Raw genomic sequence first — 19,998 nt, 5'->3', positions numbered from 1 at the left:
GTCCAGACGCCGGCGTCCCGATGGGGGCGCCGGCGTTTCTGTTCGCGGGCTGCTGGCGCCACGCCTGAAGCACAAACGCCGGCACACCTCACGGGTGCACCGGCGTTCACTGCGCGGGCTGACCGCCTGGCTACGCGGACTTCGCCGAGCCGGGCGTCACGCCGGCAGCGGAGCGCTCCTCGGTGGGGATGGACGCGGACGTCTGGTAGTAGTCACGCACCACGTAGCGGCGGGCCACCAGGGCCATTCCCACTGCGGCCACCAGGGCGAAGCCGGCGTAGAAGAAGAACTGCCCGGAGCCCGTGAAGACGTTGAGCTTCGCGGTGATGGCCACCGCCGCGTTGGCCAGCGTGTTCGTCACCAGCCACACGCTCTGGATGGTGCCCTTCATCTCGCGAGGGGCCTGCGTGTACGCGAACTCCAGGCCCGTGGTGGACATCAGGATTTCGCCCAGCGTCAGCACGATGTACGGCAGAATCTGCCACGCGATGTTCAGCGTCGTGCCGCCTTCCATGGTGACCTGGAAGATGCCGGCGATGATGAACGACAGCGCGCCCACCACCAGCCCCAGGGGCATGCGCCGCAGCGGCGTCAGCTCCCAGCCGAAGCGCTGGAAGGCCGGGTAGACGACGGCCGTCAGGAAGGGGATGAGAATCATCACCAGCAGCGGATTCACGAACTGCATCTGGCTGGCCTGGAAGGTGAACGGCCCCACCTGCGGGTCCATGGCCCGGGCCTGCACCACCCACGTGGACGCCTTCTGGTCGAAGAGCATCCAGAAGAAGGGCACGAAGGGGAGCAGCAGCGCGCTCACCTTGAACACCGCCTTCACGCCGTCCACGGCCTCCTCGGGGTGCTCCCGCTTCGCGCCGTCCAGCCAGCTGCCGCCCTGGCCCCGGTTGCGCAGCGCGCTGGCCACCACCTTGAAGAAGCTGTGCGGGTTGGCGCCCGTGGCCGGCACCCGGACGTACTTGTGACGGCCCGCCCAGAAGATGAACGTCGCGATGAACATCAGCACCCCGGGGATGCCGAAGGCCACCGACGGCCCGAAGTGCTTGAGCAGCAGGGGGATGAACAGCGACGCGAAGAACGAGCCGAAGTTGATGGTCCAGTAGAAGATGGCGAAGACCTTCTTCACCAGGTGGCTGTTGGACTCGTTGAACTGGTCCCCCACCATGGCCGCCACGCAGGGTTTGATTCCGCCACTGCCAATGGCGATGAGCGCCAGGCCCGTGAAGAACCCCGTGACGTTGTTCTCGAAGATGGCGAGGCACGCGTGGCCCAGGCAGTAGATCAGGCTCAGGCCCAGGATGATGCGGTACTTCCCGAAGAACCGGTCCGCCAGGTAGCCGCCGATGAGCGGGAAGAAGTACACGCCCGCCATGAACGTGTGCATCAGGCTCTTCGCTTCCGCCTCCCGCAGCGCGTTGTCCGGTATCTGCGTGCGCAGCAGGTAGTCGATGAGGAACACCGTGAGGATGTTCCGCATCCCGTAGAAGCTGAAGCGCTCACACGCCTCGTTACCGATGATGAAGGGGATTTGCGGCGGGAACTTGTTGCTCTGCGCGGCGGTTGCCTGGGCCATGCGACGGGGTGCTCCCTCGTGACGAAAGGTGGGGGCTCCTAGATTCTGAGAAGCGGCACCCTACCCAACGGGCCGCCGGGACTCCACCGAACGAAAGGGCCCCGCCGCGCCACCCAGCGCTTTCCTGGCCGCACCCCCGTCGGAAATCTCCCGCCCGACTGCCTGCGTCATTCCGGTGGGCGTGTGTGTTTGTTAATACAACTCAAGTCGCCTGCCTGGGTTTGACAGGCATTGGAATATCCCTATCATTTCCCATGATGTCTTTCCTCCAAGGTGGTGCGAGGGGATGGGGGTGAATGAAGGCACCCCCGTCCCCCCGCTCCATTTTCCCAGGAGGCATTGCGCGGTGCGTCGTCAGGCCCGCGCGCCCTTCTTCACGGACACCGGGTCGTCCACACGCACGCCCACGCGGGCCCTGCGGGCCTTGGTGAGCACGTGGCCCAGGTAGCGGCCGGTGTGGCTGCCTTCGACCTCGGCGACCTGCTCGGGCGTGCCAGCGGCCAGAATCCTGCCGCCGCCCGCGCCGCCCTCGGGGCCCAGGTCGATGATCCAATCCGCGCTCTTGATGACGTCCAGGTTGTGCTCGATGACGAGCACGCTGTTGCCCGCCTCCACCAGCCGGTTGAGCACGGACAGCAGCTTGCGGATGTCCTCGAAGTGCAGGCCGGTGGTGGGCTCGTCGAGGATGTAGAGGGTGCGCCCGGTGGCCACGCGCGCCAGTTCGCGGGCCAGCTTGATGCGCTGGGCCTCGCCGCCGGACAGGGTGGGGGAGGGCTGCCCCAGGCGGATGTAGCCCAGGCCGACGTCATGGAGCGTCTGCAGCACGCGCATGATGTCGCGGTGAGCGCCGAAGTGCTCCATCGCCTCGCGCACGCTCATGTCGAGCACCTCGGCGATGTTCTTCCCCTTGTAGCGCACGCGCAGGGTGGCCTCGTTGAAGCGCTTGCCGGCGCAGACCTCGCAGGGCACGTAGACGTCCGCCAGGAAGTGCATCTCCACCAGCTTCACGCCGTCGCCTTCGCACGCCTCGCAGCGGCCGCCCTTGATGTTGAAGCTGAAGCGGCCCGGCCCGTAGCCGAACGCGCGCGCCTCGGGCGTCATCGCGAACACCTCGCGGATGTTGTCGAAGAGCTTGGTGTACGTGGCCGGGTTGCTGCGCGGCGTGCGGCCGATGGGGCGCTGGTCGATGTCGATGACCTTGTCCAGGTGCTCCATGCCCAGCACGGCCTTGTGCTTGCCCGGGGATTCACGGCTCTCGTAGAGGTGCCGCGCCAGGGCTGGGAAGAGAATCTCGTTGATGAGCGTGGACTTGCCCGCGCCGGACACGCCGGTGATCGCGCTGAAGACGCCCAGCGGAATCTCCGCGTCCACGTCCTTCAGGTTGTTCTCCTGCGCCCCCTGGATGACCAGCTTGCGCTTCGGGTCCGGCTTGCGGCGCTCCTGCGGAATCTCGATTTCCTGCCGCCCGGAGAGGTACGCGCCGGTGGAGCTGGCCTCGTTCGCCATGACCTGCTCCGGAGTGCCCTGGGCCACCACCTGGCCGCCCAGTTCGCCCGCACCCGGACCGAAGTCCACCAGCCAGTCCGCCTCCTCCATCGTCTCCTCGTCGTGCTCCACGACGATGACGGAGTTGCCCAAATCCCGCAGGCGCTTGAGCGTCAGCAGCAGCTTGCCGTTGTCGCGCTGGTGCAGGCCGATGGAGGGCTCATCCAGGATGTAGATGACGCCCGTCAACTCACTGCCCATCTGCGACGCCAGCCGGATGCGCTGGCTCTCACCGCCCGACAGCGTGGACGCGGTCCGGTCCAGCATCAGGTAGCCCAGGCCCACGTCCACCAGGAAGGACAGGCGGCTGCGAATCTCCTTCAGCAGCTCGGTGGCGATCTTCCGCTCGTGCGCGGACAGGGCCATGTCGCCTAGGAATCCCAGCGAGTCGGAGATGGTCAGCCGGCTCAGCTCGACGATGCTGCGCCCGTGCACCTTCACCGCGCGGCTCTCTGGCTTCAGGCGCTCGCTCTTGCAGGATGGGCAGGGCTTGTCGCTGAAGTACTTCTGGAGCTCGGTGCGGCGCGCCTCGGAGGTGGTCGTCTTGAAGTTGCGCATCATGCGCTCGACCAGACCCTCCCATTCCATCTTGTACTTGCCGCCCTCGCCCCACGCGACGGTGAAGGACTTGCCATTGGCGCCGTACATCAGCGTGTCCTTCTCACGCTTGGTCAGCTTCGCATAGGGCACGTCCAGATCGATTTTGAAGGCCTTGGCCAGGCTCTCCACGAAGTCGGCCGTCCAGCCCTCACCGCGGTTCATGCTGCCGGCCCACGGTTCGATGGCGCCATCGCGGATGCTGCGTGACGTGTCCGGGACGATGAGGTCCGGGTCCATCTCCGGCTTGGTGCCCAGGCCGTTGCAGTCCGTGCACATGCCCAGGGGGTTGTTGAAGGAGAAGGACGCGGGCGTCAAATCACCGAAGGACAGGCCACACTTGGAGCAGGCATTGAGCTCGGACATCACCCGGTCGGAGGCAAGCGTGCCCTTCTCGTCGGTGATGATGAGCGTGCCCTTGCCCTCACGCAGCGCCGTCTCCACGGAGTCGGTGAGGCGCGTCTTCACGTCCGGCTTGAGCACCACGCGGTCGATGACGAGCGCGATGTCGTGCTTGGACTTCTTGTCCAACTCGATGCGCTCCTCCAGGCTCTTGAGCGCGCCGTCGATGCGGGCACGGGAGAAGCCGCGCTTCTGGGCCTCGGCGAGCAGGTCCTTGTGCTCGCCCTTGCGGTTCGTCACCAGCGGCGCCAGCACCTGGAGCTTGGTGCCCGCGGGGGCCTTGAGGATTTCATCGACAATCTGCTGCGCGCTCTGCTTGCCCACCTTCACGCCACAGTTGGGGCAATGCTGCACCCCGATGGAGGCATAAAGCACACGCAGGTAGTCGTGCACTTCCGTGACGGTGCCCACCGTGGAGCGGGGGTTGTTGCTGGCCGCCTTCTGCTCGATGGAGATGGTGGGCGACAGGCCGCGAATGGTGTCGTACTTCGGCTTCTCCATCTGTCCCAGGAACTGCCGGGCATATGCGGAGAGACTCTCCACGTAGCGGCGCTGGCCTTCCGCGTAGAGGGTGTCGAAGGCGAGCGAGCTCTTGCCCGAACCAGACACGCCGGTGAAGACGACGAGCTTTTTCTTGGGAATGTCCAAGGAGACGTTCTTGAGGTTGTGCTCCTTGGCGCCTCTGAGGGAAATGACGTCGGGCTCGGACATGGGCGGGCGATCTACCACTGAATATGTGTTCCGGTAGGGGGAAACACGTCGGAACCGCTCTGGATGCAGGGGAACGTCCTGGGTTGCGCCCCGCATCCCACATCTGGCGACCCCTCAGGCGGGGAGGCGTCCCTGAAATCCCCGAGCCCCTCCGGGTCCACTCCGAGTGGGAGAAGAGGTGACGCCTGGCTGCCTGCCCCGCCCGGACGGAGGATTCGTCTGTGTGGCATCTGGAGTTCCTGAAGGAATTTCAGGAGTGTCCTGCGAGAGGACACCTGCATTTCCCGGGTGGGCTCTGGCGTTTCCCTGCGAGGCCAGGGGGGTGCCGCGTGGGAGCGCCCCTCGCCTCTCTGTGGGCGGACCGGGCACCGGGGTTGCAAAGGGCCCCCCGCTGAGCCGTGAGGTGAACCAGGGTGTGTTCCTGGCGTCTCCCGGTGGGGCGGGGAGGACGTTATGCGCAGGGCGTTTGGGCTGGTGGCATTGGTGGCGGTGATGGTGGTGGGAGGGGCGTGTGAACGGCCCGCCTCTCAGAAGGCAAAAAGCGCCTTCGTCGTCCGGCCAGAGACCGTGGATTTTGGTCCCGCGGCGCTGGGGCATACCAAGACGTTCAAGCTGCGAATCGCCAACGCGGGCCGGGCTTCCTATCGTGTGGAAGGCGCCGTCTCCAGCGTGCCCAACGTCGACATTCCTCCCTTCGAGCCCTTCATCCTGTCCGCGGGTGGCGAGCAGGACATCGAAATCCACTTCCTGCCGCAGGTAGAGGGCGAGATTCAGGGCGTGGTGGAAATCATCACCGACGCTGAGGTCGGTGGGCGCGTGCCGGTGTCCGGGCGCGGCGTGAGGGCCTTCATCGAGGTGTCCTCGGAGGCGCTCGATTTCGGCAACGTGGCCATGGGCTTGGTGGAGATGCGCGAGGTGACGGTGCGCAACCCATCGGATGTGGACAGTCCGCTGACGCTGTCGGTGCAGGGCGCGGACGCCGACCAGTTCACCGCCGGGCAGGGCCTGCCCTCCTCGCTGGCTCCGGGCGAGGCGTTGGTGGTGCCTGTGGCCTACGCCCCGCGCCGGCTGGGCGCGGCCGAGGCGGCGCTGCACGTGGTGGTGTGTGACGGGTGTGTGCCTGTGGTGGTGCCGCTGACGGGCACGGGCGTGGCGTCCAGGTTGGAGGTGACGCCGCTGCGCGTGGACTTCGGGCGCGTGGCGCTGGGGGCCACGGCGGAGCAGGTCATCACCGTGCGCAACCAGGGCACGCTGCCGCTGAGCTTCTCGGGCTCGCAGTTGGTGGACAGCTCGGAGGGCGTCTTCCGCATCGCCAGCGAGCCGGTGGTGGCCAACGGGCAGTTGGCACCGGGCGCGGCGGTGGAGCTGCGCGTGGCCTTCACGCCGGCGGTGGTGGGCAAGGTGCGTGACGGGCGGGTGGAGATTGGCGTGCGCGAGCAGGGCTCCAGCGCGCCGGGCCCCAAGGTGTCGCTGGTGGGTGAAGGTGGCGGCTCGTGCGTGACGGTGCTGCCCCGGCGGCTGGCTTTCGGCACGGTGGCGGAGGGCATGACGGCGACGCGCGACGTCACCGTCTACAACCGTTGCCGTGCGGACGTGAGCGTCACCGACCTCCAGCTCGACACGCACCAGGGTGGCTACTTCACCCTGGCCCAGGCGCCCGCCAGCGTGATGGTGCCCGCGGGGCAGAATGCCCGGGTGAGCGTCACCTTCCGGCCCAAGGCGGGGAACACGGGCGCCAGCCAGGGACAGCTCTCCGTCACGGTGCGTGACAGCGGCTCCGCGGCCACGGAGGCGGTGGCGCTGGAGGGGCGGAGCCGGGTGTTCGCGCCGTGCCAGTACGTGCTGCCCCAGCACCTGGACTTCGGCAAGGTGCCGGTGGGCGCGGAGGTGGCACTGGGGGTGACGCTGCGGAACTCGGGCACGGAGGCGTGCTACCTGGCGTCGATGCAGCTCGCCCAGGGTTCGGACGGGGTGTTCTCCGCGTCTCCCGTGCGCAACGGCGTGCTGGAGCCGGGCGCGAAGGCGACGCTGGTGGTCCGCTTCAGGCCGTCCGAGGAAGGTGGCTTCTCGGGGCTGGCCGAGGCCTGGGTGAACAGCCCCACGCAGGGACACCCGCTGGTGGAGCTGCAGGGCGAGGGCGTCGTGGGATGCTTCGCGGTGCAGCCCACCACGGTGGATTTCGGCGTCACCAAGCTGGCGTGCGGCCCGCGCACACGGGAGTTGGTGGCCGTGAACGCGTGCGTCGGGCCCATCCAGGTGAGCCAGGTGGCGTTCGACGCGGGCGCGGGCGAGTTCACCGTGGATGGTGGCGGCAACGCCCCGTGGACGCTGGCGAGCCAGAGCACGCGCTCGCTGACGGCGACCTATGCCCCGGTGGATGACGGCGCTGACACCGCGGCGTTGCGCTTCACCCTGGCGGATGGCTCCGTCTACACGGTGGGCATGGTGGGACAGGGCGTGACGAAGGCGGAGCAGACGGACCGCTTCTTCCAGGAGTCACAGGCGAAGGTGGACGTGCTCTTCGTGGTCGACAACTCGGGGTCGATGATGGAGGAGCAGACGAGCCTGGGGCAGAACTTCGCGGCGTTCCTGAGCGCGGCGGACGGCGCCTCGGTGGACTACCGCATCGGCGTCACCACCACGGGCTTGGACCCGTCTCCGGGCGGCTGGTCCGAGTGCCCGGGCGGCTCGCAGGGCGGAGACAATGGCCGCCTGTTCCCCGTGGACGGCTCCCGGCCGCGCATCATCACCCCCGCGACGCCGAATGCCGCGGGCGTCTTCGCCAGCAACACCCGCGTGGGTGTCTGCCATTGGAACGAGCAGGGACTGGAGGCCGCCTACCGCGCGTTGGCGGACCCGCTGCTCTATAACGAGGATGACCCGCGCACCGAGCAGCCCAACGACGGCAATGGCGGCTTCCTGCGCGAGGACGCCCGCCTGGCCATCATCTTCGTGTCGGACGAGGAAGACTTCAGCGTGCAGCCGGTGTCCTTTTACGAGACGTACCTGCTGGCGCTGAAGGGCAATGACCGCTCGAAGTTGAGCGTCAATGCCATCGTCGGGCCGTCGGACCTGGCCAGCTGCCCGACGTCCAGCAGCTCGGGCAGCCGCTACATCCAACTGGCGGAGGCCACGGGCGGCGTGGTGGACAGCATCTGCACGCCGAACTGGGCCAGCTCGTTGGCGAAGCTGTCCGACAGCACTTTTGGCGCGAACCGCAAGTTCCCCCTGTCCGAGACGCCGGAAGCTCCGGGCAGCATCGTCGTCGATGTGGACGGCGTCCGCGTGACGTCCGGCTGGGAGTACGACGCCCGCGAGAATGCCATCCTCTTCGACCGCCTCACGGCGCCCGAGGCGGGTTCGCTGGTCGAGGTGACGTACCCGCTGGGCTGCGGCTGAACCGGCGTGCGGAGCGTGATGCCGCCGGGCGTCTGTCCTCAGGACGAGGCGCCCGACGGCATCAGCGCGTTGATGGCTGCGTCGTCCCGTGCGATGCATGGCGGCGCTCGTGGTCGAGCAGCCACTGCTTGCGCTCCAGTCCACCGCCGTAGCCCGTCAGCGACGCGTTGGCCCCCACCACCCGGTGGCAGGGGACCACCACGCCAATCGGGTTGGCGCCGTTGGCCATGCCCACGGCGCGCACGGCCTTGGGGCGGCCGATTCGCTGGGCCAGTTGGCCGTAGCTCGTGGTGGCGCCCGCGGGGATGTCACGCAGCGCGCGCCAGACTTCTCGCTGGAACGGCGTACCCGCGGTGGCCACGGGCAGCGAGTCGATGACGCTGACGTCTCCGCGCAGATAGGTCTGCATCGCGGTCGTCCTGCCGAAGGGGTCGCTCGCGGGCTCGAGCACGTAGCCGTTCACGCCGTAGTGGAGCCGCAGCAGCCGGAGCATCCGGGGCTCGTACTCCTCCCAGTCGACCGCGCGAAGGCTGCCCGCTTCGTCACAGACGACCAGCATCGAGCCGATGGGCGTGGGGGCGCGGTCCATGAGCAAACGCAGCGGCGGGGGCATCGTCATCTCTCTGTCGCGAAGGGGAACGGGAAACGTGGGGTGTGGGCCCGGGCCGGGCGGCATCCGCGGCCCAGAGGTGCTGCGCGGCATAGGCACGCCAGGGGCTCCAGGCCGCGGAGCGGCGGAGCGCTTCATCTGGAGAAGGCCGCACGCCATCTTCGCCCGTGAGTGCACGCAGCAGTGCGACATCCGCCGAAGGGAAGGCATCCGTTTCGCGCACGGCGCGCAGCGCGATGTACTGCGCCGTCCAATCTCCGATGCCGGGGATGCGCTTGAAGCGTTCGACGGTCTCCTCCAGCGTGGCGCGTGGCTGGAACAGCCTCGGGTCCGCTGCGGCCGCCGCGGCCAGGCTCGACAGGGTCCGGGCCCTGGCCGCGGGCATGCCGAGCGAGCTCAAATCCTCCTGCGCCAGTCTTTCCGGCCGGGGAAAGGTGCGCATCAGCCGGGCGTCTCCCGTCGATTCGACACGGGCGGGCTCGCCATACGCCGCGACCAACCGCGCCCCGAGTCCGCGCGCCGCGGCGACCGTGACTTGCTGTCCCAACACGGCCCGGACCGCGAGCTCGAAGCCGTCCCAGCCTCCCGGTGCTCGCAGTCCCGGCCGCAGGGACACCAGCGGAGCGAGGTGCGGGTCGCGGGACAGGTGTTCCCGGATGACGTCCATGTCCGCGCCCACGTCGAAGACGCGCCGGACCTGCCCCACCACCGTGGGCAGGGCCTGAACCTGGGGGAGGCGGAGCGTCGCGAGCAACCCGTCGCGTCCAGGGGCTCGGAAGACTTCGACGGCGCCCTGACCGCCCGCGGTCGCCACGGTCCGCCGGTAGCGCCCGGCCTCGATGTGCTCCAGGCCCGGTAGGGCCCGTGCCTCCAGATGCGCCAGCATCGCTTCCCAGTCATAGGGGGGCTGGTAGGGGATGAAGAGCGTGACACCCGCGGCGGCATCGCCCACCGGGCCTCGGCTCCGGCGGAGCGCGCTGGGAGCCCGTCCATACAGGGCGCGGAACACGTCGTTGAAGCGGCGGACGCTGCGGAACCCCGAGGCCAGTGCCACCTCGGCCATGGGTAGGGTCGTCTCGTGCAGGAGCTGCCGGGCGAACAGCACGCGCCGTGTCTGGGCGACGGCTACGGGCGAGGCCCCCAGGTGCTGCTGGAACAACCGCCGCAGCTGCCGGTCGCCCACGCCCAGCCGGCCCGCGAGCTCCTCCACCCCGGCGCCGTCGTCATCCAGGCCACCCTCGGCGATGAGCGCCAGGGCCCGGGCGACGGTGTTGGAGGTGCCCCGCCAGAAGGCGAGGTCCGGTGACGTCTCCGGGCGGCAGCGCAGGCAGGGCCGGTAGCCCGCCTCCTGGGCCCCGGCGGCGCTCGGATAGAAAGTGCAGTTCTCGAACCGGGGCGTCCGGGCCGGGCAGATGGGCCGGCAATAGATGCGCGTCGTCCGGACGGCGGTGAAGAACCGGCCGTCGAAGCGGGCATCTCGGGTCTGCATCGCGCGGTAGCACGCGCTGGCGTCCAGGCCGTTCATGGAGGGCAAACTCCCATACCGGGTGGCCGCTGTCTGGCCGCTTTCGGACTTCAATGGCACGGGTTGGACGGGGTGCGTCATCCGCTGGGCCCGGGGTTTGGCCGCCCGGGGAGGTTGCGTTCTGTCAGGCATTGGCGACATGAGATGATCTCGACTCGACAGGGCGGTACGGCGCGTGCAGCCTTTCAAGCAAGATGCCGGAACCCCTACTTGTCGCGGCCGTGGGCGACATCCATGGCCGCTTCCACCGTGTGGAGACGTGGCTGGACGCGCTTGAGCAGGCTCGTGGCCGCCGAGTGGACCTGGTGCTGGCGGTGGGCGACGTCGAAGCCTTCCGCCGCGCGGATGACCACCGGCGCAAGGCCGCCAAGCGAGCCATGCCCGCCGAGTTCGCGGAATACGCGGATGGACTCCGGCAAGTGAAGCGGCCCCTGTACTTCATCGGGGGTAACAACGAGGACTTCGAGGCGCTGCACGACCTCCAACTGGGCGGCAAGCTGGCGCCGAACGTGACGTACCTGGGCCGAGCCGGGGTTCGCGAGCTGTGCGGACTGCGGGTGGCGTACCTGTCGGGCATCCACGCGCCGCGCTTCGTCGACCAGCCGCTGAAGCCACCCTCCACGCCGGACATGGTGAAGCAGGCCGGCTATTTCCGCACGCCGGAGGTCGAACAGGTGGCGGAGCTCGGCGACGTGGACCTGATGCTGGTCCACGAATGGCCGCGAGGCATCGTCCAGCGCGCGCGGGAGGAGAACCCGTCACCGCCGAGGCCGTTACCCTCTTATTGGATTGGCAATCCCGTGACGCGGCGGCTCGTGGACACGGTGTTGCCGAAGTGGATGCTGTGCGGCCACTCGCACAAGGGCTTCGCGGTGACGCTGGAGGGCCCGGGACGTCCGGCCACCCGCATCGCCTGCCTGGACCAGGCGGCCAGGGCCCAGGAGTCCATCTTCTGGTTGGAGTACGAGGACCGTCAGGCCCTGCGCGCGGGCTGGGGCCTGTCGGGCGCTATATCGTGGACCGCCGGCCAGCGCTGGGACATGAGCTCGCTGCCCCCGCTGGCCGCAGAGGGAGAGGGCGCCCCCGCGGAGTTCGGCCTCGGAGAAGCGATGCCGGCGCGGAACTAGAAGGTGCCGGAGATGCCCATCATCCGCGCGCTGGCCACGGGCGCCATCTGGATCTGCCCTGACTGGATGTTCGGCGTGGCCTCGCCCTTCCGGCCATGGAGCAGCAGGGGCACGGCGACGCCGACCGCCGAGCCGAGCAATGCGCCGGTGGCTACGTCCGTGAGGTAGTGCTTGTCGGCGCCCATGCGCAGCAGGCCCACGGAGGTGGCCACGGGCAGGCCCACCGCCCAGATCCACGCCTGGTGCTTGTAGCCGCGCAGCGCGGCGACGGTGCCCGCGGACACCACCAGCGAGAAGGCGAGGTTGGTGTGGCCGCTGTAGAAGGACAGGTTGTTGTCGCTGGGGTGGTCGGTGAGGCCCTTCTGGTCCTCGGGCAGCACGTGGACGAAGGGGCGCTCGCGGCCGGCGATGAACTTCACCGTCTGGTTCGCCAGGGAGGCGAACACCGCGCTCTGGACGATGATGGTGGCGTCCTGGGCGAAGTAGCGAGTCGGAGCGCCCGAGCCATGGCCCATGGCGTACTGGATGCCGAGCACTCCCGCCGGCAGCGCGCCGAAGCCGATGATGTTGCTCCAGTTGTGGGCCCGTTTGCGGGCGGACGGCGTCGACCCGACGATGCCCCGTCCCCAGCGGTCCAGCCGGTTGAGGCGGTCCGTCCCATCCGGCGCGCGGTCGCACCAGCGGCACTGCGCCGGGGCCAGGTTGTCTTTGAAGAGCGCCTCGCTGGAAATCCACAGCACGCCCGCCGCGCCGGTGCTGACGCCATCCCGGGTCCAGTCGAAGCGGAGCTCATGGAGCCGCGGCTCGTCCGAGCCGTCTTGCGCGGCGGCAGGGGAGAAGGGGACGACGGTCAGCAGGACGGCAATGGCAAACGCTCGATAAGGGAGGCGCACGGCTGGCAGCATAGGGGCGCAATCCCTTCGGGTTCCAGCGAAGTCCCATGACTTCGTGCGTAGACTCGGCCCGCATTTCTTTGGAGGCGTGCCCCCTCATGCAATTGACTCCCGCGTCGGAACTGCCGCTGCGCGCCCTCTCCACGCTGTTTGCTCGCGCCTTCGAGGGGTATTTCGTCACCGTGCCGGATGCCCCCGGCCTGTTCGACGCACGCGTGCGCAGTGAGCACATCTCGCTCGAGGAAAGCCGCGTCGCGCGCGTGGACGGGGAGCCCGTGGGCCTCGTGTTGATGGCCCGCCGGGGACGGGAGAGCCGCGTGGCGGGCATGGGGGTGGCGCCCGCCTGGCGGAATCGCAAACTGGGAGGTGCCATGCTGCGCCCACTGCTGGAGGAGGCGCGAGCGCGTGGCGACACCCGGATGCTCCTGGAGGTCATCGAACAGAACGCACCCGCGGTGACGCTCTACGAACGGCTGGGGTTCCAGCGCGTTCGCCGGCTGGTGGGCTTCATGGGGACGCCCGAGCCCTTGGTGGGTGCATCCGCGCTGGAGGAAGTGGACGCGTGGGAGTGCGCGCGGCTGCTTCCCGAGGGATTGCCCTGGCAACTGGCTCCCGCGACGGTCATGGGGTTGGCGTTGCCCGCGCGTGCGTTCCGACTGGGCCCCGCGGTGGCGGTGGTGGCGGATGTGTCGGCGCCCACGCTGGTCGTCCGGTCCGTGGGGGTGGAGCCCTCGGCCCGGGGGCAGGGCGCTGGCCGCAGGCTCCTGGGAGCCCTGGCCGCCCGGTGGCCCGGGAAGGCGCTGGCCGTGAGCGCCGTCGTGCCGGAAGGTCCCCTGACGCGCTTCTTCCTGGGCGCGGGATTGGGGGCGACGCCGCTCACACAGCTCGAGTTGGAGCTGCCACTGGAGGCGCGCTCATGAGCCCCTGTGACTCGCTGTAAACCCGGGAGGCCTGGCGCGGATATCGATGGACTGGCCGGGAATACGCGGACAGCGGCCGGGCAGGCACGGAAATGACCTGGGCGGCGGGCCTTGAATGGAGCATGAACGTCACCCGCCCGGTCGTTCTAGACTCCACCCCGCATGCCCTTCCGCTCTGGCCGCACCCTCCACGTGTTCCCCGACGCCGGCCGGCGTCAGGCCGCGTTGCGGGCGATGGGCGACGCCAGCGGGTTGAGTGTGGGCGCGCACCTGCTGACCTGGGAGGAGATGCTGCAGGCGATGGGCGGCGCGCGGGAGCTCAACCGGCGACCATGCCCGGCGGTGGCGGCGCGAGCGGTGGTGGCCTCCCTGGGATTGGAGCTGGGGCCCACGCCTTTCGGCGACTATGTGCGAGAGCCCGCCTTCGCGCGCGCCGCGCTGGACGTGGTGCTGGACCTGAAGGCCGGGCGCCTGTCCGCTCGGGAGCTTCAGGACGCGGTGGAAATCCTGCCGCAGGAGCGCAGGACGCGGATCCGCGTGATTGCGCGCCTGTACCACCTATACGAACAGCGAATGGCGGAGCTCTGTCTCGCCGACCGCGAGGACGTGCTGCGCGGCGCACGCGAGGCACTGGGCCGAGGCGCGTGGCCCGTCGGGTGGGAGGGGCTGAGCACGCTCGTGCTGCACGGCGTGTACGACGTGCGGCCCTCGGGGCTGGAGTTGTTGCTGGCGTTGGCGGCGGCGTGTGAGTCCCGTCGGGTGACGTTGCGCGTGGAGACGCCGGTGGGTGGCTCTCCCGCGGCGGATGCGGCGCTGACGGCGCTGTTCCGCGCCTTCGAGAACCGCGGCGATTCCATGACGCACGTGGACCTCTTCAAGGCGGACGTCACCTTCGAAGGCCGGCCTTTCATCGACCTGGGGCGCCACCTCTTCTCACCCCGGGCGCCGCGCGACGTGTTGAAGGACGCGGTGCCGTCCCTGCGCGTGTGGAACGCGGCCACGGCCCGTGACGAGGCGCGTCTGTTGGCCCGGGACGTGCGGCGCTTGCTGGCCGAAGGCGTGGCGCCCGGCGACATCGCGGTGGCGTACCGCGAGCTGGGGCCCGAGGCCGGCTGGCTCGCGGAGTCGCTGGGGGAGCTGGGCGTGCCGGTGCGTCTACCCTGGGGCGAGCCGCTGGGGCTCGCGGGGCCCGTGCGTCTGGCGCTGGACCTGCCGCTGCTGGTGGAGGATGGCTTCCCGGTCGAGCGCATGGCGGATTTGATGGGCAGCCGCTATGCGCCCAAGCTGTCACGCGGTGGACCGGATGCGCCCGCGACGCTCTTTGCCCAGGCCGCCGTGCGCGATGACCGGCTGGGCGCGGTGCGAGGCCGGGGCGCCTACGACGTGCGATTGGACGGGCTGGCCCGGCGGCTGCTTGCGCTCAACGGTACGCGCAAGGCGCAGGACAGCACCCGAGTCGACGCCGTGAAGCTGCTGCGTGAGCGCTGTCTGCTGTTGGTGGAAGCCTGCCGCCGCATTCCCGAAGAAGGCACCGCCACGGAGTTGCTCGCGGTGTGGTGGCAGGTGGTGGAGCGGCTGGGCCTCGTGGATTCGGAGGGCGCGTTGGCGCCACGCGAGGAGGGTGGGGTGGGCGCGCGCGTGGCGGATGCGCGGGCTCGGGACGATGCCGCGCGCGAAGCGCTCCGCCTGCGGGTGCAGGGCCTGACGCGGATGATGAAGGCGGTGGGCGGCGGACCGAAGATGCGCCGCCGGACGTTTGGCCGTTGGCTGCGTGACGCGATGGCGGATGCGCACCTTCCGCCGCGCGGGCCCCGTGGCGCCGCCGTCGAGGTGCTCGACGTGGCCGAGTTGCCGGGCCGTTCCTTCCAGCACCTCTTCCTCGCGGGGCTGACGGAAGGCCGCTTCCCCGGGCGTGACGCACCGTCTCCGTTGCTGGCGGACGCGGAGCGCGCCGCGCTCAACAAGCATCTGGGCCGCGACGTCTTCCGGCTCACGGGCGGCGAGTTCGACGAGCGCGCGGCGTGGCGCCTCACCGAGGACCGCCTGCTGTTCGCCAGCGCACTTGCTGCCGCCGAGGCGAATGTCAGCCTGTCCTTCGCGGTGGAGTCCGCGGGCGGTCAGGAGCAGGTGCCATCGGCGTTCCTGGAAGAGGTGCGCCGGCTCACCGCGCTGAAGTGGGAGCCGCGCTCGCTGTCACCCATTCCACCGCTGGACGAAGTGCTCACCGAGTCCGAGCTGCGCCGCTGCGTGGCGCTGGAAGCCCTGTCCCAGCCCAAGCTGCGCGTCACCGAACCCGATGCGGCGGCCGCGGTGCTTCGGCGCCGCTTCGCACCCGAAGCCTGGTACGCGGGCGCGCGCGAGCTGTCGGAAGTGGAGATGGAGCGCCTGTTTTTCTTCGGCGATCCGAAAGTGCAGCCCGGCCCGTACTCCGGCTCGGTGGACCTCGACACGCAGCGCGAGTCCCTGCGCGAGACGTTCCGGTTCGACATCACCCGGCCGCTCTCCGCGTCTGCGCTGGCGCGCTTCGGCAACTGCGGCTTCCAGGGCTTCCTTTCGTATGGCCTGAAGGTGGCCGAGCCGGATGTACCGGGCGAGGAGTTCGACGCCCGGGGCCGCGGCACCTTCTGGCACAAGGTGGTGGAGGAGGTCTTCGCGGCCCTGAAGGAGAAGCAGTTGTTGGGCAAGGCGCCGGAGGAGGTTCCGGACGAGGTGCTGGACGCCGCGCTCAAGGCAGCCATCAAGGACTTCGAGCGCGTGCACCACGTGGGGCATCCGGAGCTGTGGAAGCTGGCGCACGAGCGGGCCCGAGCGATGGCTCGCCGCATCCTCGTGGACGAGCGGCGCGGCCTGCCTTTCGACGCGATGACGCCGGAGAACTTCGAGTTCCGCTTCGGTCCCGCCGCCCGTGACGACAAGTGGAGCAACGTCGTCCTCCATGCGGGTGAGGAGCCCGTGTACTTCGAGGGCACCATCGACCGGCTCGACAAGTCGGGCGGCGAGGTGGGCGTCATCGACTACAAGTCGGGCCGGCTGGACAAGCGCTCGCTGAAGGAGCGGCTGCTGACGTCCGACTTCCAGCTCCCGCTGTACCTCTACGCGGCGCGCGAGAGTGGCCACAAGGAAGCGCGGCAGGCCGCGTGGTTCTCCTTGCGCACGGGCATGGCCATCCGCCTGTCCGAGGTCATCTCCGACGCGGAGCTGGACGAACTGCTGTCGAAGGACCCCGAGGTCCGCGCGAAGGTGGCGGAGAAGGAAGGCCTCAACCTGCCCAACGCCGTGGAGGCGCTGGTGGGCACGCTGCGGCAGGGACAGTTCGCCGCGCGGCCCCAGGACTGCGGGACGTGTGGCTATCGCGCGGTGTGCCGGATTACGGACAGGCGCATCACGGAGGACGGGGGATGAGCAGCGAGCCGTCCCTCTTCGCGTTGGAGCGCAACCTCGCCCTGATGGCGGGCGCCGGCGCGGGCAAGACCTACAGCCTGGTCACCATGACGTTGCACCTGATGGCTGGCGCGCGCGAGGCCGGCGGGGCGGTGCGTCCGTCACGGCTGTGCATGCTCACGTTCACGGACAAGGCCGCCGCGGAGATGCGCTCACGCGTCCGCCAGCGCCTGGACGGGCTGGCCCAGGGCGAGACGCGCCTGGACCAGGAAGCGGAGCTGAGAGCGTCGCTGGCGCGCCTGGACAAGCCCTTCCCCCTTCCAGATGCCTGGCGGCAACTGCGTGAGGAGCTGGGCGCGGCCACGGTGGGCACCTTCCATTCGCTGTGCGGCCAGTTGCTGCGGCGCGCGCCGCCCGCAGTGGGCATCGACCCGAACTTCGAAGTGCTGGACTCGCTGGAGGCGGCGGGGCTGGTACAGGACGTCTGCGAGCGCGTGGTGCTGGACGCGCTGGAGGTCGGTGACGCGCAGGTCCGGGAGCTGTGCCAGGAGCTGGGCTTCTCCGGCTCGGGCTTCTCCGACGGGCTCGTGGCCGCGTTGATGTCCGTCTACGGCAAGCTGCGTGAGGAAGGGCTGCGCGCGGAGAAGGCCGCCGTGAGTGACGCCGCCGAAGCGCGCGCGGAGCTGGAGTCGTCCGTCACGCGGTGCCTGGAGCTGTGCGCCGAGGCGCGGGGCCTGGACGCGAAGGGAGAGTGGAGCCGGTTGCTGGGCGGGCTGGAGCGCGCGCTCAACGGCATGACGCCTGAGAACTTCGGGCAGGGCGAACGCTTCCCGTGGCTGCGTGCGTGCTTCAAGGCGGACGGTCGCAACTTCGCGCGGCTCAGCAAGGGCGCCGCGGGGCCCGTGCGAGAGTTCTACTGGCGCGTCTTCGGCAAGAGCGATGGCTCCGTGCCCCGGCTGGATGACGCCTGGGCCGCGTGGCGCAGCGCGCCCTTCGAGGTGACGTTCCGCGAGCTGCTGACGCGCGTGGAGGCCCGGCACGACACGGAGCTGTCCCGCCGCAACGTGCTGGACTTCACGTCCCTGCTGGTGAAGTCGCGCGACCTGCTCCGCGCGCACCCGGAGTTCCGCCGCCAGGTGCAGGAGCGCATCGGCGCGCTGCTCGTGGACGAGTTCCAGGACACCAACCGCCTCCAGTTGGAGCTGGTGCTGTTGCTGGCGGAGCGGCGCGAGGACGGCCCACGCGAGCTGGCGCCGGACGTGGACCTGGTGACGGCGCTGCCGCTGGAGCCGGCCTTCCTCTGCGCGGTGGGTGACCGCAAGCAGTCCATCTACGAGTTCCGCGGCGCGGACGTGTCTGTCTTCTCCGTGCTGGCGACGAAGCTGGTGGACGAGGGCGGCACGCGCGGGTTCCTCCAACACAACTACCGCTCGGTGCCCGGGCTGCTGTCGTTCTTCAACCGCGCCTTCGCGGGGGTGCTCGTCGCCGCCGATTCCGGGGCGCCTCGGCCCTTCGAGGTCATCTACGTCCCGGAGCAGGATGACCTCTCTGCGGCGAGGTCGTCGCTGACGGACGCGCCGGTGGTGGAGCGGCTTCAACTGGAAGAAGCGGACACGGCGGCGGACCTGCGCTGGCTGGACGCGGATGCGATCGCCCGCCGGCTGCGGTGCCTGCTGGCGCCGGGGGCACCTCCGTCCGTGGCGCGCGAGGATGGCGAAGGGCTGCGCCCCGCGCGGGGCGGTGACGTGGCCATGCTCTTCCGGACCTTCACACACCTGGAGGTGTACCGGCAGGCGCTCATCCGCCATGGTGTCCCGCACCGCGTGCTGCGCGGTCGTGGCTTCTACGGCGCACAGGAGGTGCTGGACCTGGCCTCGCTGCTCGCGCTGCTGGCGGATGCCGAGGATGCGCTGGCCTTCGCGGCGGTGCTGCGCTCACCCCTGGTGGGGCTGAAAGACGCGTCGCTGTTCCTCCTGGCGGGAGACGCACCGCTGTCCCTTTCGTCGCCCCGGCTGACGGACCCGGAGGTGTTGGCGTCGTTGTCCGAGCGAGAGCGTCAGCGCCTGGGGTGTTTCCTCGCCGCGCTCCCCGGCTTGCGACGCGAGCGCGACCGGCTGGGCGTGCGCGAGTTGCTGATGTCCGCGCTGGACGTGACGGGCTACCGCGAAGCGCTGGCGGGCTCGCCGTATGCGGAGCAAGCCAGCGCCAACGTGGAGAAGCTGCTGGCGCTGGCGTCACGGCGGGACGAGCGCGGCACGGGCGGCTGCGTCGCCTTCTCGCGCGAGCTGCGGATGCTGGCGGAGAATAACCCCACCGAGGCCCAGGCGGACCTGCTGGACGCGAGCGACCCTCGCGCGGTGCAACTCCTCACCATCCACAGCGCCAAGGGACTGGAGTGGCCGGTGGTGGTGGTGCCCTCGATGGGCGGCCGGAGACGTGGCACCTCGGGCCGTGCCCACTTCGAGCGCACGCATGGCATCTCCCTGCGACCGTGGGTTCCGGATTCGCTGGACGACTACACCTCCAGCCGCTTCGACGCGGTGCGCGCGGAGCTGAAGGCGCGCGAGGACGCCGAGTACCGCCGCCTGCTCTACGTCGCGCTCACGCGCGCTAAAGACATGTTGGTGCTGGCGGGCGGCGCGGAGCCACGCGGCGGCAAGGACTCCTGGTGGCACCTCATCGACGGGCGCCTGGATGTGGACGCGGACCTGCGTGGCCTGGTCGATGAGCTGGACGTCGACACGCTCCCACCACCGGCGGACCCGGAGCCGCCCGGTCCGGAGGCCCTGTTGCTCGCCGAGGCGCGTGTCGAAGCCGCGCTGCTGCGGGTGCGGGGCCAGCGTGTCGCGCAATCGGAATCACTGGGCGCCGCGGTGGCTTCCGCGGAGGCGTTGCAGGACTTCATCGCCTGTCCGCGCCGCTTCCACTACGTGCACCGGCTGGGGCTTCGCGGTGCGCCGTGGCCCTGGGAAGTGCTGCCCCGTGGCGCGCCGCCCCTGGTGGAGCCTGACGGCTGGCTTCCCGTCGAGCGTCCCGAGGACCTGGTGCAGCGGCTGCTTCGCGGCGTCGACCTCCGATTGGCGGCGCCGGATGTAGACGCTTCAGAGCGGCGGGCCCACCTGGAGACGCTGCTGCGTGACGCGGGCGCGCTTCCGGACGAAGAGGGCATGGATGCGGTGCTGAACACTGTGGAGCGCTTCCTGACGTCGGCGTTCGCACGTGAACTGGCGCAGGCGCCGTCACAGACAATTCACCGAGGCCTGCCCTTCATGCTTGCCCTGGAGGGGGAGGTGGGGGTCGAGG

At 69.7% G+C, this 19,998-nt stretch carries 10 protein-coding genes; 5 read left to right on the top strand and 5 right to left on the bottom strand.

From position 1 onward, the window contains the following. Positions 1 to 130 precede the first annotated feature (130 nt). Positions 131 to 1,585, bottom strand: a complete 1,455-nt coding sequence (locus tag F8M74_RS29360) for a POT family MFS transporter (RefSeq protein WP_141257106.1) — start codon at positions 1,583 to 1,585, stop codon at positions 131 to 133. A 354-nt stretch (positions 1,586 to 1,939) separates the two neighbouring features. Then, positions 1,940 to 4,840 carry an excinuclease ABC subunit UvrA gene (uvrA, locus tag F8M74_RS29355; protein WP_141257105.1) on the bottom strand — a complete coding sequence of 967 codons (2,901 nt, stop codon included), beginning with the start codon at positions 4,838 to 4,840 and terminating at the stop codon, positions 1,940 to 1,942. Between the two features lie 453 nt (positions 4,841 to 5,293). Between uvrA and F8M74_RS29350 the strand changes: the two genes are divergently transcribed. After that, positions 5,294 to 8,239, top strand: coding sequence for a choice-of-anchor D domain-containing protein (locus F8M74_RS29350; protein WP_141257104.1), 2,946 nt, complete (start codon positions 5,294 to 5,296; stop codon positions 8,237 to 8,239). 61 nt (positions 8,240 to 8,300) lie between these two features. Here the strand turns inward: F8M74_RS29350 and ogt are convergent, their stop codons facing one another. Both ogt and F8M74_RS29340 read right to left on the bottom strand, forming a co-directional pair. Next, positions 8,301 to 8,828, bottom strand: a complete 528-nt coding sequence (gene ogt, locus F8M74_RS29345) for a methylated-DNA--[protein]-cysteine S-methyltransferase (RefSeq protein WP_141257103.1) — start codon at positions 8,826 to 8,828, stop codon at positions 8,301 to 8,303. After that, positions 8,782 to 10,374 carry an AlkA N-terminal domain-containing protein gene (locus F8M74_RS29340; protein WP_141257102.1) on the bottom strand — a complete coding sequence of 531 codons (1,593 nt, stop codon included), beginning with the start codon at positions 10,372 to 10,374 and terminating at the stop codon, positions 8,782 to 8,784. The genes ogt and F8M74_RS29340 overlap by 47 nt, the downstream gene beginning before the upstream one ends. A gap of 194 nt (positions 10,375 to 10,568) precedes the next feature. Between F8M74_RS29340 and F8M74_RS29335 the strand changes: the two genes are divergently transcribed. After that, positions 10,569 to 11,501, top strand: a complete 933-nt coding sequence (locus F8M74_RS29335; RefSeq protein ID WP_141257101.1) for a metallophosphoesterase — start codon at positions 10,569 to 10,571, stop codon at positions 11,499 to 11,501. On the opposite strand, the gene F8M74_RS29330 is transcribed toward F8M74_RS29335, so the two are convergent. Continuing rightward, positions 11,498 to 12,406 (bottom strand): phosphatase PAP2 family protein, encoded by a 909-nt coding sequence (locus F8M74_RS29330; RefSeq protein ID WP_141257100.1) that lies wholly within the window; start codon positions 12,404 to 12,406, stop codon positions 11,498 to 11,500. The two genes, F8M74_RS29335 and F8M74_RS29330, sit on opposite strands and share 4 nt — an antisense overlap. Before the next feature lie 86 nt (positions 12,407 to 12,492). On the opposite strand from F8M74_RS29330, the gene F8M74_RS29325 reads away from it, so the two are divergent. The 3 genes from F8M74_RS29325 to F8M74_RS29315 form a co-directional block, all read left to right on the top strand. Then, positions 12,493 to 13,314, top strand: a complete 822-nt coding sequence (locus F8M74_RS29325; protein ID WP_141257099.1) for a GNAT family N-acetyltransferase — start codon at positions 12,493 to 12,495, stop codon at positions 13,312 to 13,314. A gap of 162 nt (positions 13,315 to 13,476) precedes the next feature. Beyond that, on the top strand, positions 13,477 to 16,716 hold the full coding sequence (locus tag F8M74_RS29320; RefSeq protein ID WP_141257098.1) for a PD-(D/E)XK nuclease family protein: 3,240 nt from the start codon (positions 13,477 to 13,479) through the stop codon (positions 16,714 to 16,716). Then, a partial coding sequence (locus F8M74_RS29315; RefSeq protein ID WP_141257097.1) for an exodeoxyribonuclease V subunit beta occupies positions 16,713 to 19,998 on the top strand: 3,286 nt, incomplete at its 3' end. The genes F8M74_RS29320 and F8M74_RS29315, both read left to right, overlap by 4 nt.

Source organism: Myxococcus sp. CA023 (genome assembly GCF_010998615.1).
Taxonomy (GTDB): Bacteria; Myxococcota; Myxococcia; order Myxococcales; family Myxococcaceae; genus Myxococcus.
The sequence above is the reverse complement of the archived record's forward strand: the minus strand, read 5'-3'. Positions and strand labels throughout refer to the sequence as shown.